This window comes from Streptomyces tyrfis (genome assembly GCF_037034285.1).
Lineage (GTDB): Bacteria > Actinomycetota > Actinomycetes > Streptomycetales > Streptomycetaceae > Streptomyces.
In genome coordinates, this window is record NZ_JBAGJZ010000001.1 from 89,671 (window position 1) to 102,708 (window position 13,038).

The 13,038-nt window shown below is 72.5% G+C and carries 14 protein-coding genes; 7 read left to right on the plus strand and 7 right to left on the minus strand.

The window, feature by feature from the left end; all coding sequences use genetic code 11:
- Window positions 1–2 precede the first annotated feature (2 nt).
- Both WA762_RS00410 and WA762_RS00415 read left to right on the plus strand, forming a co-directional pair.
- The gene (locus tag WA762_RS00410) at window positions 3–860 is read left to right on the plus strand and encodes a deoxyribonuclease IV (protein WP_335931689.1); all 858 of its coding nucleotides are present in this window, start codon (window positions 3–5) and stop codon (window positions 858–860) included.
- A gap of 146 nt (window positions 861–1,006) precedes the next feature.
- Window positions 1,007–1,675, plus strand: coding sequence for a DUF4396 domain-containing protein (locus WA762_RS00415; RefSeq protein WP_335931691.1), 669 nt, complete (start codon window positions 1,007–1,009; stop codon window positions 1,673–1,675).
- 31 nt (window positions 1,676–1,706) lie between these two features.
- Here WA762_RS00415 and WA762_RS00420 read toward each other — a convergent pair whose 3' ends face one another.
- On the minus strand, window positions 1,707–2,339 hold the full coding sequence (locus WA762_RS00420; protein ID WP_335931692.1) for a sulfite oxidase-like oxidoreductase: 633 nt from the start codon (window positions 2,337–2,339) through the stop codon (window positions 1,707–1,709).
- 214 nt (window positions 2,340–2,553) lie between these two features.
- Here WA762_RS00420 and bfr point away from each other — a divergent pair, with 214 nt between their 5' ends.
- Entirely contained in the window at window positions 2,554–3,087 is a 534-nt protein-coding gene (gene bfr, locus WA762_RS00425; protein ID WP_335931694.1) for a bacterioferritin, read from the plus strand.
- A 28-nt stretch (window positions 3,088–3,115) separates the two neighbouring features.
- On the opposite strand, the gene WA762_RS00430 is transcribed toward bfr, so the two are convergent.
- The gene (locus WA762_RS00430) at window positions 3,116–3,451 is read right to left on the minus strand and encodes a (2Fe-2S)-binding protein (protein ID WP_335931696.1); all 336 of its coding nucleotides are present in this window, start codon (window positions 3,449–3,451) and stop codon (window positions 3,116–3,118) included.
- Between the two features lie 173 nt (window positions 3,452–3,624).
- Window positions 3,625–4,977 (minus strand): class II 3-deoxy-7-phosphoheptulonate synthase, encoded by a 1,353-nt coding sequence (locus WA762_RS00435; RefSeq protein ID WP_335931698.1) that lies wholly within the window; start codon window positions 4,975–4,977, stop codon window positions 3,625–3,627.
- A gap of 97 nt (window positions 4,978–5,074) precedes the next feature.
- Between WA762_RS00435 and WA762_RS35615 the strand changes: the two genes are divergently transcribed.
- A complete protein-coding gene (locus tag WA762_RS35615) occupies window positions 5,075–5,131 on the plus strand; it encodes a trp operon leader peptide (protein WP_078513512.1) in 57 nt (18 codons plus the stop codon).
- 90 nt (window positions 5,132–5,221) lie between these two features.
- A complete protein-coding gene (locus WA762_RS00440; protein WP_335931700.1) occupies window positions 5,222–7,144 on the plus strand; it encodes an anthranilate synthase family protein in 1,923 nt (640 codons plus the stop codon).
- 144 nt (window positions 7,145–7,288) lie between these two features.
- On the opposite strand, the gene WA762_RS00445 is transcribed toward WA762_RS00440, so the two are convergent.
- The 4 genes from WA762_RS00445 to WA762_RS00460 form a co-directional block, all read right to left on the minus strand.
- The gene (locus tag WA762_RS00445) at window positions 7,289–8,305 is read right to left on the minus strand and encodes a 2-hydroxyacid dehydrogenase (RefSeq protein ID WP_335931702.1); all 1,017 of its coding nucleotides are present in this window, start codon (window positions 8,303–8,305) and stop codon (window positions 7,289–7,291) included.
- Between the two features lie 162 nt (window positions 8,306–8,467).
- A complete protein-coding gene (locus tag WA762_RS00450; protein ID WP_443080489.1) occupies window positions 8,468–9,112 on the minus strand; it encodes a response regulator in 645 nt (214 codons plus the stop codon).
- Between the two features lie 65 nt (window positions 9,113–9,177).
- On the minus strand, window positions 9,178–10,401 hold the full coding sequence (gene macS, locus WA762_RS00455; RefSeq protein WP_335931706.1) for a MacS family sensor histidine kinase: 1,224 nt from the start codon (window positions 10,399–10,401) through the stop codon (window positions 9,178–9,180).
- 80 nt (window positions 10,402–10,481) lie between these two features.
- The gene (locus tag WA762_RS00460) at window positions 10,482–11,243 is read right to left on the minus strand and encodes a lysophospholipid acyltransferase family protein (RefSeq protein WP_335931708.1); all 762 of its coding nucleotides are present in this window, start codon (window positions 11,241–11,243) and stop codon (window positions 10,482–10,484) included.
- A gap of 194 nt (window positions 11,244–11,437) precedes the next feature.
- On the opposite strand from WA762_RS00460, the gene WA762_RS00465 reads away from it, so the two are divergent.
- Both WA762_RS00465 and WA762_RS00470 read left to right on the plus strand, forming a co-directional pair.
- A complete protein-coding gene (locus tag WA762_RS00465; protein WP_335931711.1) occupies window positions 11,438–12,217 on the plus strand; it encodes an alpha/beta hydrolase in 780 nt (259 codons plus the stop codon).
- Window positions 12,210–12,956, plus strand: coding sequence for a hypothetical protein (locus WA762_RS00470; protein ID WP_335931712.1), 747 nt, complete (start codon window positions 12,210–12,212; stop codon window positions 12,954–12,956). Before WA762_RS00465 ends, WA762_RS00470 begins: the two co-directional genes overlap by 8 nt.
- Window positions 12,957–13,038: the final 82 nt, after the last annotated feature.

The following is a 13,038-nucleotide window of genomic DNA, read 5'->3' on the forward strand; positions in this document are numbered from 1 at the left end:
ACATGCGCAACCCAGTCGGCGGCCACGTTCCCGTGGCCGGCGGTCTCGCCAAGGTCGGCCTCGCCTACGCCCGGGAGATGGGCGCGGAGGCCGTGCAGGTCTTCGTCGCCAACCCGCGCGGCTGGGCGACGCCCGCGGGGAACCCCGCCGAGGACGAGCGGTTCCGCGCCGAGTGCGCCGCCGCGTCGCTGCCGGTGTACGTCCACGCGCCGTACCTGATCAACTTCGGCTCGCACACCGAGGCCACCGCGGAGAAGTCGGTGGAGTCGCTGCGGCACTCGCTGCGCCGGGCCCGGGCGATCGGCGCCCTGGGCGTGGTGGTGCACACCGGCTCCGCGACCGGCGGCCGGGCGCGCGAGCGGGCCCTCGCGCAGGTGCGCACGCGTCTGCGGCCGCTGCTGGACGAGCTGACGCACGAGGACGACCCGTGGCTGCTGCTGGAGTCCACGGCCGGTCAGGGGTCCTCGCTCTGTTCGCGCACCTGGGACTTCGGCCCGTACTTCGAGGCGCTGGACTCCCACCCCAGGCTCGGCGTGTGCCTGGACACCTGCCACATCCACGCGGCCGGCCACGACCTGGCGGCCCCCTCGGGCGTACGGCGGACCCTGGACCTGCTGGTGGACACGGTCGGGGCGGGCCGGCTGAAGCTGATCCACGCCAACGACTCCAAGGACGTGGCGGGCGCCCACAAGGACCGGCACGCGAACATCGGCGCCGGGCACATCGGCGAGGAGCCGTTCCGGGAGCTGTTCTCCCACCCTGCGACGGAGGGCGTGCCGCTGGTCATCGAGACCCCGGGCGGCAAGGAGGGCCATGCGGCGGACGTGGCCCGGCTGAAGGCGCTGCGCGACGGGGGCTGAGCGGGCGGGGCCGGGCGGCGGGGGCCGGGCCCCGCCGCGCGCGGCGGCCGTCCGCGTTCGATGCCGATCCCCCGTTGAGGAATACCCCTGGGGGGTATACGATTCCTGCTGTCCGAAGGAACCGCCACTCGGCATGGGGGATGATCATGCGGCACGAGACGGAGCACGAGCGGAGCGAGCACGACGGGCACGGCGAGCGGCCCGGACCGGGCGGGACGAACGCCCCGGACCGGCATCGGGACCACCACGCACACCGCACCGCGCACAGCGGGCACACCGGACACGGAGGCCGCTCCGCGCACTCCGGTCACCACGGAGCCCATCCGGGCCACGGCGGGGACGGCTCCGGCCACCCCGCCCGCCACGGCCGCGCCCACGGCGGGTCCGGCTGGGCCATGGCCGCCCGGGCCACCCTGCACTGCCTCACCGGATGCGCCGTCGGGGAGGTCCTCGGCATGGTGATCGGCACGGCGTTCGGCTGGGGCGGCTCGGCGACGATGGCGCTCGCGATCGTCCTGGCCTTCTTCTTCGGCTACACGCTGACGCTGCGCTCCGTCCGGAAGGCCGGCGTCGACTTCCGCACGGCCCTCCGGGTGGCCCTCGCCGCCGACACGCTCTCCATCGCCGCGATGGAGCTGATCGACAACGGCCTGATCGCGCTGTGGCCGGGAGCCATGGACGCCACGCTCTCCGAGGCGCTGTTCTGGGGAACGCTCGCGCTCTCGCTCGTCGTGGCCTTCGTGGTGACGACACCGGTCAACAAGTGGATGATCGGCCGGGGCAAGGGGCACGCGGTGGTGCACCCGTACCACTGAGACCGGCCGGGAGGACCGGCCGCCCGCCGGGTCAGAGCTCGGGGCCGTCCCCGAGCTCCTCCTGGTACGAGTAGCGCTGCTCACGCCACGGGTCACCGATGTTGTGGTAGCCGCGCTCCTCCCAGAAGCCGCGGCGATCCGCCGTCATGTACTCGACACCGCGGACCCACTTGGGCCCCTTCCAGGCGTAGAGGTGCGGCACGACGAGCCGGAGCGGGAAGCCGTGCTCGGCGGTGAGCAGTTCGCCGTCCTTGTGGGTGGCGAAAATCGTTCGCTCCGAGGCGAAGTCGGCGAGCCTCATGTTCGAGCTGAAGCCGTACTCGGCCCAGACCATGACATGCGTGACGTCCGGCGCGGGCGGCGCGAGCTCCAGGACCGTGCGGGCGAGGACCCCGCCCCATTCCGCGCCGAGCATGCTGTATTTGGTGACGCAGTGCAGGTCGGCGACGACCGTGGCGAACGGCAGCACCGAGAACTCCCGATGGTTCCAGCAGTGCTTCGCGCCGTCCGCCGTGGCGCCGAAGACCCGGAACTCCCAGCGGTCCGGCTTGAACTTGGGCACCGGGCCGTAATGGGTGACCGGCCAGCCTCGCTGGAGCCGCTGTCCCGGCGGAAGCTCCGACTGCTCCGACGCGCGATTTTCCCGGCTTTCCGGCTGACCCATGCCTCCATGGTGACAGACAGGCAGGGGTGGTTCCGACCAGGGTGTCGATAATTCCGGCAAATACCACTAAGCGTGTACTTACTGGACGATTACTGGGCGCGATGCGAGGATTCGGCCAACTTGCCGTATTCATTGACATTGACCGGCATTCACTGACATACGCCGACACTCACCCGTATTGGCCGGTACTCACCAGCCGGAAGGAGCCTCTCCGATGCAGGGCGATCCCGAGGTCATCGAGTTCCTGAACGAGCAGCTGACCGCCGAACTGACCGCGATCAACCAGTACTTCCTGCACTCGAAGATGCAGGAGCACCATGGCTGGCTGAAGCTCGCGAAGTACACCCGCGCCGAGTCGTTCGACGAGATGCGGCACGCCGAGATCCTCACGCACCGGATCCTCTACCTCGACGGACTCCCCAACTACCAGCGGCTGTTCCATGTACGGGTGGGGCAGACCGTCACGGAGATGTTCCAGGCCGACCTCCAGATCGAGGTGGAGGCGATCGACCGGCTCAGGCGCGGGATCGACCTGATGCGCGGGAAGGACGACATCACCTCCGCGAACGTCTTCGAGGCGATCCTCGACGACGAGGAGCACCACGTCGACTATCTGGAGGCCCAGTTGGCGCTCGTCGAGAAGCTCGGGGAGCCGCTCTACATCGCCCAGCAGATCGAGCAGCCGCACGACGAGGGGCACGGCGGACAGATGGGGCCGAAGGGGAAGACGGGCCGCGAGGGCTACTGAGTTCCCGGGAAGGCCGCTCCGGGAGCGGTCAGGCCGCTTCGGAGAACCGGACGCCCGGGGCGGCCGCCGGGACGGCCGTCGGCGTGTCCCCGTCGGCGCTCGGAGCGGCGCCCGGCGCGGCCCCGGGGACGGGGGCGGCGGAACCGGGCGCGTCGGCGCCGGATCCGGCCGTCCGCTTCCGGTCGAGCAGTTCACGGCGCGGGCAGGCGCCCCGGCCGAGCACGGCCTGGATGGCGCGGACGCAGCCGCCGCAGTCCGTGCCCGCCTTGCTGACGGAGGCGATCTTCCGGGGGGTGCAGGCCCCGGCTTCCGCATGCTCCCTGACCTGCTGCTCCGTGACGCCGAAGCACGAGCAGACGTACACGCGGTTCACCTCCCGACGGGTTCGGTCGTTGCTGCCAGACCGTCCCCCTACCCGGTGAGGCAAACCTAACCTTACCCGGCACGCAAGGCGCCGGGAACCTCCGGAAGGCGTGTGGGGCACGGATCACAGCGATCCGTGCCCCACCGTCGTACGCGTGTCACCTGCGGTGACGCCTACTGGTCCCGGTACATCTCGGCGACCAGGAACGCCAGGTCGAGGGACTGGCTCCGGTTGAGCCGCGGGTCGCAGGCCGTCTCGTAGCGCTGGTGCAGGTCGTCCACGAAGATCTCGTGTCCGCCGCCGACGCACTCGGTGACGTCGTCGCCGGTGAGCTCGACGTGGATGCCGCCCGGGTGGGTCCCGAGGCCCTTGTGCACCTCGAAGAAGCCCTTGACCTCGTCCAGGACGTCGTCGAACCGGCGGGTCTTGTGGCCGGAGGCGGCCTCGAAGGTGTTGCCGTGCATCGGGTCGGTCACCCACGCCACGGTGGCGCCGGAGGCCGTGACCTTCTCCACCAGCTCGGGGAGCTTGTCGCGGACCTTGTCCGCGCCCATGCGGACGATGAAGGTCAGCCGGCCGGGCTCCCGGTCCGGGTCCAGGCGCTCGATGTACTGGAGCGCCTCCTCCGCCGTCGTGGTCGGGCCGAGCTTGATGCCGATCGGATTGCGGATCTTCGAGGCGAACTCGATGTGCGCGTGGTCCAGCTGCCGGGTGCGCTCGCCGATCCAGACCATGTGGCCGGAGACGTCGTAGAGCTGCCCGGTGCGCGAGTCGACGCGGGTCAGCGCCGACTCGTAGTCCAGCAGCAGGGCCTCGTGCGAGGCGTAGAACTCGACGGCCTTGAACTCCGCCGGGTCCGTGCCGCACGCCTTCATGAAGTTCAGCGCGTTGTCGATCTCGCGGGCGAGCGCCTCGTAGCGCTGGCCGGAGGGCGACGACTTCACGAAGTCCTGGTTCCAGGCGTGCACCTGGCGCAGGTCGGCGTAGCCGCCGGTGGTGAAGGCGCGCACCAGGTTCAGCGTGGAGGCGGACGCGTGGTACATCTGCTTCAGCCGCTGCGGGTCCGGGACGCGGGCGTCCTCGGTGAAGGCGAAGCCGTTGACGGAGTCGCCCCGGTAGGTCGGCAGGGTGACGCCGTCGCGGGTCTCGGTCGGCTTGGAGCGCGGCTTGGAGTACTGGCCGGCGATCCGCCCCACCTTGACGACCGGCACGGACGCCGCGTAGGTGAGGACGGCGCTCATCTGGAGCAGCGTCTTCAGCTTGGCCCGGATGTGCTCGGCCGACACCGCGTCGAACGCCTCGGCGCAGTCGCCGCCCTGGAGCAGGAACGCCTCGCCCTTGGCGACGGCTCCCATGCGGGCGCGCAGCTGGTCGCACTCGCCCGCGAAGACGAGCGGCGGATACGACGCGAGTTCCGCGAGTACATCGCGCAGAGCCTCGGCATCGGGGTACTCGGGCTGCTGCGCCGCGGGAAGGTCTCGCCAGGTGTTGCCACCGGCGACGGAGGTATTGGCGTTCACGGTCACACCGACCACATTACGGGGTCGGACGGCGCGTCCATCCGAAAGCTCAATAGTTGAGACGCGCGCTCGGACGATCCCGTCATCCGCTAGGGTTCGGTGCATGTTCGCGCAGACGACCCAGAACTGGTGGTGGACCGCTCATCCGGCGGCCCACTGATCGATCGCGCGACAGACCACGCGAAGGCCGCCCGAGGGGCGGCCTTCTCCGCGTTTGGGAGCCGTTCCTCCTCATGGAAGGAACAGTCCCGTGCCCCAGCCCCCGTACCGCTCCCCGCGCACCGCCCTCGTCGTCGAACGGCTGCTCGGCGACGACTGCCCCCCGTTCGCCCTGCTGCGCAGGCGTACGCCCGGCCACGACCAGGACACCGTCGAGGTGCTGATCGGCCGGGTGCGGGAGGCGGACCGGCTCGCCGATCTCCCGGTCGGGCCGCTGCCCTCGCTGGCCCTGGTGCCGTTCCGGCAGATCGCCGAGCGCGGCTTCGACGTGCGCGACGACGGCACCCCGCTGTCGGTGCTGGTCGCCGACGAGGTGTACGAGCTGCCGCTCGCGGAGGTGCTGGAGCGGCTGCCGGAGCGCGAGGTGCGGGTCGAGAACGGCGGCTTCGACGTCCCCGACGAGGAGTACGCACGAATCGTCCGGCGGGTCGTCGAGGACGAGATCGGGCGGGGCGAGGGCGCCAACTTCGTCGTCCGGCGGACCTTCCGGGGCGAGATCCCCGGCTTCGGCCGGGCCGACGCGCTGGCCCTCTTCCGGCGGCTGCTGGCGGGCGAGCGCGGCGCGTACTGGACGTTCGTGGTGCACACCGGCGGCGCCGCCGGGGGCGGGCGGACGCTGGTGGGGGCCAGCCCCGAGGTGCATGTGCGGATGTCCGGCGACACCGTCGTCATGAACCCGATCAGCGGCACGTACCGCTATCCCGCCGAGGGGCCGACCGCCGAGGGCCTGCTGGACTTCCTCGCGGACGGCAAGGAGCGGGACGAGCTCTCCATGGTCGTCGACGAGGAGCTCAAGATGATGTGCACGGTCGGCGACATGGGCGGGGTGGTGGTCGGGCCGCGGCTGAAGGAGATGGCCCATCTCGCGCACACGGAGTACGAGCTGCGGGGGCGTTCCTCGCTGGACGTGCGGGAGGTGCTGAAGGAGACCATGTTCGCCGCTACGGTCACCGGCTCGCCCGTGCAGAACGCCTGCCGGGTCATCGAACGGTACGAGTCCGGCGGGCGCGGCTACTACGCGGGGGCGCTGGCGCTGCTGCGGCGGGAGCCGGACGGAACGCAGACCCTGGACTCGCCGATCCTGATCCGTACCGCCGACATCGCGGCCGACGGGCGGCTGCGGGTGCCGGTGGGGGCGACGCTGGTGCGCCACTCCGATCCGGCGGGCGAGGTCGCGGAGACGCACGCGAAGGCGGCCGGGGTGCTCGCCGCGCTGGGGGTGCGGCCGGGCCGGCCCCGGGCGGAGGCGGCGAGCCCGGCGCGACTGGCGGACGACCCCCGGGTGCGGGCCGCGCTGGACGCCCGGCGGGACGGGCTCGCCCCGTTCTGGCTGCGGATGCGGGAACGGTCCCGGGAGGTCTCCGGCCGTGCGCTGGTGATCGACGGCGAGGACACCTTCACCGCGATGCTGGCCCATCTGCTGCGCTCCTCGGGCCTGGAGGTGTCGGTGCACCGCTTCGACGAGCCGGGGCTGCGCGAGCGGGTGCGCGGCCACGCGGGGCCGGTCGTGCTGGGCCCGGGGCCGGGGAACCCGGGCGACACGGCCGACCCGAAGATGCGGCTGCTGCGCGGCATCGCCGCGGAGCTGGTCCGGGAGCACCGGCACGGCCTGCTGGGGGTCTGCCTGGGGCATGAGCTGATCGCGGCGGAGCTGGGGCTGGACATCGTCCGCAAGGCCGTGCCCCACCAGGGCGCGCAGGTCCGGATCGATCTCTTCGGCCGGCCGGAGACGGTCGGCTTCTACAACAGCTTCACGGCCCGCTGCGACGAGGGCGCGGCGGACGAGCTGGCGGCGCACGGCATCCGGACCAGCCTGGATCCGGCGACCGGGGAGTTGCACGCGCTGCGCGGCCCGGGCTTCGCGTCGGTGCAGTTCCACCCGGAGTCGGTGCTGACCCTGCGCGGCACGGCGATCGTGACGGAACTGCTCGCCGGGCTGCCGGTCGGCGGCTGAGGGGGGCGGCGGGACCCGGGGACCCGGGGAGAACCGTACGCCCGGGGCGGGGCCTGCGCCCGGGGCGGGGCCGGGGGCCGGGGCGGGGCCGGGGGCCGGGCCGGGGCCGGGGGCCCTGGCCCCCGCCCCGGGTCTCCCGGGACCTCAGTCCTTCGGGAGGGCGGGGACGAGGACGTTCTCGCTGCGGCGGCCGGCCAGGTAGTCGTCGACGTTGCGCACGGTGGCGTCGATGATCTGGCCCACGGCGTCCCGGGTGTAGTACGCCTGGTGCGAGGTCACGACGACGTGGGGGAAGGTGACGAGCCGGGCGAGGGTGTCGTCGTCGATCCCCTCCAGGGACTTGTCGAGGAAGAAGAGTCCCGCCTCCGCCTCGTACACGTCGAGTCCGACGCCCAGGAACCGGCCCGCGCGGAGCTCGGAGACCAGCGCGGTGGTGTCGATGAGACCGCCGCGGCTTGTGTTGATCAGGATCGCGTCGTCCTTCATCCGCGCCAGGGCGTCCGCGCCGATCAGGCGGCGGGTCGCGGGGAGCAGCGGCACATGCAGACTGACCAGGTCGGACTCGGCGAGGAGCCGGTCCTTCTCGACGTACTCCATGCCGAGGCCGACGCAGGCGGGGTTCCGCGCGACGTCCCAGCCGAGCAGTCTCATGCCGAAGCCGTGCGCGATCCGGGTGAACGCCTCGCCGATCTTCCCCGTGCCGATCACCCCGGCCGTGCGCCCGTGCATGTCCCGGCCGAGGAGGCCGTCGAGCCGGAAGTCGAAGTCGCGGGTGCGGCTCACGGCCCGGACGACACGGCGGTTGACCGCCATCGCGAGGGCCCAGGCGAACTCCGCGACCGCGTACGGCGAGTAGTGGGAGACCCGGGCCACCCGCAGGGCGAGCCGTTCGGCCACGTCGAGATCGATGTTGTTGAAGCCGGTGGAGCGCTGGGCGATCAGCTGCGTGCCGCCCGCCGCGAGCGTCTGCAGGACCCTGCCCCCCAGGTCGGCGTTGACGCTGCTGGAGATGATCTCGTAGCCCGCCGCGATGGGCGCGGTGTCCGCGTCGAGGAAGACGTCCAGGCACCGGACGGGGTGCCGTCCGCCGAAGGCCCGTCGGAAGGCCTCTTCGAGCAGCGGCCTCTCGTCGGACTGCACACCGAAGGCCAGGATCTCCACGACTGCTCCCGTTCGTCGCGCGGATCGGGGACCGGGGCCGGTCATCGCGAATATACGGCCCGCTCCCCCGGCACGCCGCCCGGCGCGGCCGGCCCTCCCCGCCGCCGGGCGCCGGTCGCCTCGGCGGCCCGAGGAGCCGACGGGCCGCCCGGGCCGGAGGGCTCAGGCGTCGTCGAGGCCGCGTTCGATCGCGTACCGCACGAGCTCCACCCGGTTGTGCAGCTGAAGCTTGCCCAGGGTGTTCTGGACGTGGTTCTGCACCGTGCGGTGCGAAATGACCAGCCGCTCGGCGATCTGTTTGTACGACAGTCCCTTGGCCACCAACCGCAGCACCTCCGTCTCGCGCTCGGTGAGCCGAGGGGCCTTGGGCTCGTCGGAGGCGGCGGGCGCCGGGTCCGAGGCGAGCCTGCGGTATTCGCCGAGGACGAGTCCGGCCAGGCCCGGGGTGAAGACGGGGTCCCCGGCGGCGGTGGACCGCACGGCCTCGATCAGCTCCTGCGTGCTGGCCGACTTGAGCAGATAGCCGGTGGCGCCGGACTTGACGGCCTCCAGCACGTCGGCGTGCTCGCCGCTCGCGGAGAGCACCAGCACCCGCAGCCCGGGGAGCGCGCCGACGACCTCCTTGCAGACCTGTACGCCGGGCAGGCCGGGCAGGTTGAGGTCGAGGACGAGGACGTCGGGCGCGACCGCCTTCGCCCTGCGGACCGCCTGCGGTCCGTCGCCGGCGGTCGCCACCACCTCGAAACCGGACTCGGACAGGTCGCGGGCGACCGCGTCGCGCCACATCGGGTGGTCGTCGACCACCATCACCCTGGTCGTCCGCGCCTCCGCCCCGGCGGTCCGCTCGTCGGCGACGCGGCTGTTCTCCGTACTCATCCGGCTGATCCTGCCTTCCCCCGTGAAACCTTCGGAACCTTCAACTCGACCTCGGTGCCCTGACCGGGCACGGAGACCAACTCGGCCGTGCCGCCCAGGTCACGCAGCCGGCCCCGGATCGACAGCGCGACCCCCATCCGGCCCTCGCCCTCCGCCTGGGCCAGCCGCCCCTCCGGGATGCCCGGCCCGTCGTCCCGGACCGTGACGATCACCTCGTCCGGCCAGTCCTCGACCAGGATCCACGCCCGGGCGTCCTCCCCCGCATGCACCCGCACATTGTCCAGGGCGGCGCCGACGGCGGCCGCCAGCTCCGCCGCGGTGGCGGGGTCGAGCAGCACGGGGGCCCCCGGCTCCGCGAAGCTGATCCGCGCGCCCGCGTGCGGGGCGAGCAGGTAGCGCAGGTCGCACGCGGCCGGCCCGGACGGCTCGTCGTCGACCTCCACGCTGCGGACCACCGCCCCCTCGGCGGCGTCCTCGGAGACCCGGGTGGCGGGCACCAGCCCGCTGGTGACCAGGGAGCGCAGGGCGACCTCCTGCTCCCCCGCCATCCGGCCCAGCTCCGCGGCCTCGCCGCCGAGCGCGGTGCCGCGCCGCTGCACCATCGCGAGGACCTGGAGGACGCTGTCGTGGATGTCGCGCGCCAGCCGTTCCCGCTCGCGGGTGGCGGCCTCGATCTCCAGGGCGCGGGCGAGGGTGCGCTCACTGGCCCGGGCGACCTCGACGACGTAGCCGATGGCGATGGAGGCGACCCAGACCAGCAGGACGTTGTGGAAGGTGTCCCGGCTGGGCTGGCCGCGCTCGACGATGTTGACGACGGCGACCAGGGTGGAGGCGAACGCCGCCCAGCGCCAGCCGCCCTTGAGCGCGAAGGCCAGCACCGAGCCTGCGGTCCAGATGGACGGCAGCGTGGGGCCGTCGACCCGCTGGGCCTCGAAGTCGGCGAGCGGGGTGAGGAGTATGCCGGTGAGGGCGACCGCCAGGTCGGCGCCGAGGAAGCGCTTGGTGCAGGCGGCCGCGCCCGCGACCTTCGGGAGGGTGACGACCGTCCAGACCGCCAGCACGGTCAGGAAGGCGACGGCGACCCACGGCCGGTCGTACCGTTCCCGCCCGAACACGGTGAGCAGCACCGCGTAGAGCATCGTCAGGACGCGATAGGCCGTCAGGGCGCGCCACAGCGGCTGCTCGACCGACATCCGTACGACGCGTTCGCGCCTGACCACTTCCCCACCCCCCGGACGGCACGGCGCGCGCCGTGCCGAACCGTTCCGTCAGCCCTGCGTTCCGTCAGCCCTGCGTTCCGTCAGTCCCGCGTTCCGGACCCGCCGGTCGCGCGCTTCTCCTCGGCCCGGCGCTTCTCCTCCTCGGCGCGGCGCTTCGCCTCCTCCGCGATCTGCCGCTTGGCGACGGTCGCGTAGATGTCGACGTACTCCTGGCCGGAGAGCTTCATGATCTCGTACATCACCTCGTCGGTGACCGAGCGCAGGATGAAGCGGTCGCCCTCCATGCCGTGGTAGCGGCTGAAGTCGAGCGGCTTGCCGATCCTGATCCCCGGGCGCATCAGCTTGGGGACCACCTTGCCGGGCGGCTGGATCTTCTCCGTGTCGATCATCGCCACGGGGATGACGGGCGCCCCGGTGGCCAGCGCGACCCGGGCGAGCCCGCCGGGCTTGCCCCGGTAGAGGCGGCCGTCGGGCGACCGGGTGCCCTCCGGGTAGATGCCGAACAGCCCGCCGCTCTCGATGACTTCGATGCCCGCCTTGATGGCGGCCTCGCCGGCGCCGCGGGTGCCCGAGCGGTCCACCGGGAGCTGGCCGACGCCCTTGAAGAACGCGGCGGTCAGCTTCCCCTTCACCCCGGGCGAGGTGAAGTACTCGGACTTGGCGATGAAGGTGACCTTGCGGTCCAGGACGGCGGGCAGGAAGAAGGAGTCGGAGAAGGACAGGTGGTTGCTCGCGAGGATCGCCGGACCGTGCGCGGGGATGTTCTCCAGGCCCTCCACCCAGGGCCGGAAGGCGAGCTTCAGCCCATTGCCGATGGAGAGCTTCATTGCGCCGTAGATCAACTCGGGTGCCTCCTGTGTGCTGTCCGACAGACCTTAACCCGTGCGGTCCTCGCCGCTCCCGCCCGGCACCGGACGTCGTGGCGGGCGGCGGCCGGGACGGCCCTGGCCGGTGTCGGTCCGGTCGCGTACGGTGAAGCAATCCTCTGCACTCCCCCTTTCGCTCCCCTTCGAGCCTCACGAACAGGAGACCCCCGGTGCCGGTCCTGCCTGGAGCCGAGCCGTTCCGCCACGAGGGCGGAGAGGTCGGCGTCCTTCTCTGCCATGGTTTCACCGGTTCCCCGCAGTCGTTGCGTCCCTGGGCGGATCATCTGGCGGAGCGCGGCCTGACCGTCTCGCTGCCGCTGCTGCCCGGGCACGGCACCCGCTGGGAGGACATGCAGGTCACCGGCTGGCAGGACTGGTACGCGGAGGTGGACCGGGAGCTGCGCGGCCTGCTGGAGCGGTGCGCCCGGGTCTTCGTCTGCGGCCTCTCCATGGGCGGCGCGCTGACGCTGCGGCTGGCGGCGAAGCACGGTGACGCGATCAGCGGCCTGGTGCTCGTCAATCCGGCGAACAAGGTGCACGGCCTGTCGGCGCACGCGCTGCCGGTCGCCCGCCATCTCGTGCCGACGACGAAGGGGCTGGCGAACGACATCGCGAAGGAGGGGTCGCCGGAGCTGGGCTACGACCGGGTGCCGTTGCACGCGGCGCATTCGCTGCGGAAGTTCCTCCGCCTGGTCGACGCCGAGCTGCCGCAGGTCACCCAGCCGCTGCTGTTGCTGCACAGTCCGCAGGACCATGTGGTGCCGCCCGCCGACTCGGCCCGGATCCTCAGCCGGGTGTCGTCGACCGACGTCGAGGAGATCCTGCTGGAACAGAGCTACCACGTCGCGACGTTGGACCACGATGCGGAGCGGATCTTCGACGAGAGCCACCGGTTCATCGCCCGTCTCGCTCCGAGCGTCGGGAAGAAGGGGAGCACGTCCGGTGGCTGAGCACGACGCGGAGCGCACGGAGAACGGCGAGGGGCGCGAGCCCCGTCCCGCCGGGGAGACGGCCGGGCCCCCGGAGGGCGCGGCCCCGTCGGCGGCGGGCACGCCCGAGGACGGCGCGGGCGCGGCGGCCGGGGCCCCGGCCGCCGGTGAGGAGGCGCCGTCGGCCGCCGGGGGCGCGCGCCCCGGCCCGTCCGGAGAGCCGGGTGGCGCGGGGATCGACGAGGAGGCGGCGTGGCGGGCGATCGTCGCGGGGTTCGGCGAGGAGCCGCCGGACCCGCCGGGCGCCCGGCCGTTCCGGTCGGTCGAGGATCTCGCAGGGCTGAACGACGACCGGTCGGACGTGCTGGATCCGGACAAGGGCATCGACAAGAAACCGCCGAAGCCGCCGGAGCGCCCGCTCGGCAGCTCGGTCGTGTTCGCGCCAGGCGTCGGCGGGCCGCGCGACTACGAGCTCGCGAAGCCGAAGGACGACGACCTCGACGAGACGGACGAGGGGCATTTCGTGCCCCCGGAGCCGCCGCCGCTGCCGGAGGCCGACGTCACGGCGAAGTTCGCCTGGCTCGGGGTCGTCGGCGGTCCGGTGCTGATGCTGCTCGCGGTCCTGCTGCGGTGGGAGGTCACCTGGTGGCTGGCCACGGTCTGCGTGGGCGGCTTCGTGGGCGGCTTCATCACGCTGGTGGCCCGGATGTCGGATGACGACGAGGACGACGACGACCCGGGCCGCGGGGCGGTCGTCTGATCCCGGCCCGCGCGGACGGACGTCCCTGGGACCGGTCGTGGAACCGGCCGGTCCGGGCGGCGGGACCGGCCGGCCTCGCGGC

Bases quoted from the DNA above. Each gene is read 5' to 3' on its own strand.
- WA762_RS00420 (WP_335931692.1), bottom strand. From the start codon at position 2,339: ATGGGTCAGCCGGAAAGCCGGGAAAATCGCGCGTCGGAGCAGTCGGAG.
- WA762_RS00450 (WP_443080489.1), bottom strand. From the start codon at position 9,112: ATGGTGGTCGACGACCACCCGATGTGGCGCGACGCGGTCGCCCGCGAC.
- WA762_RS00415 (WP_335931691.1), top strand. From the start codon at position 1,007: ATGCGGCACGAGACGGAGCACGAGCGGAGCGAGCACGACGGGCACGGC.
- bfr (WP_335931694.1), top strand. From the start codon at position 2,554: ATGCAGGGCGATCCCGAGGTCATCGAGTTCCTGAACGAGCAGCTGACC.
- WA762_RS00410 (WP_335931689.1), top strand. From the start codon at position 3: ATGCGCAACCCAGTCGGCGGCCACGTTCCCGTGGCCGGCGGTCTCGCC.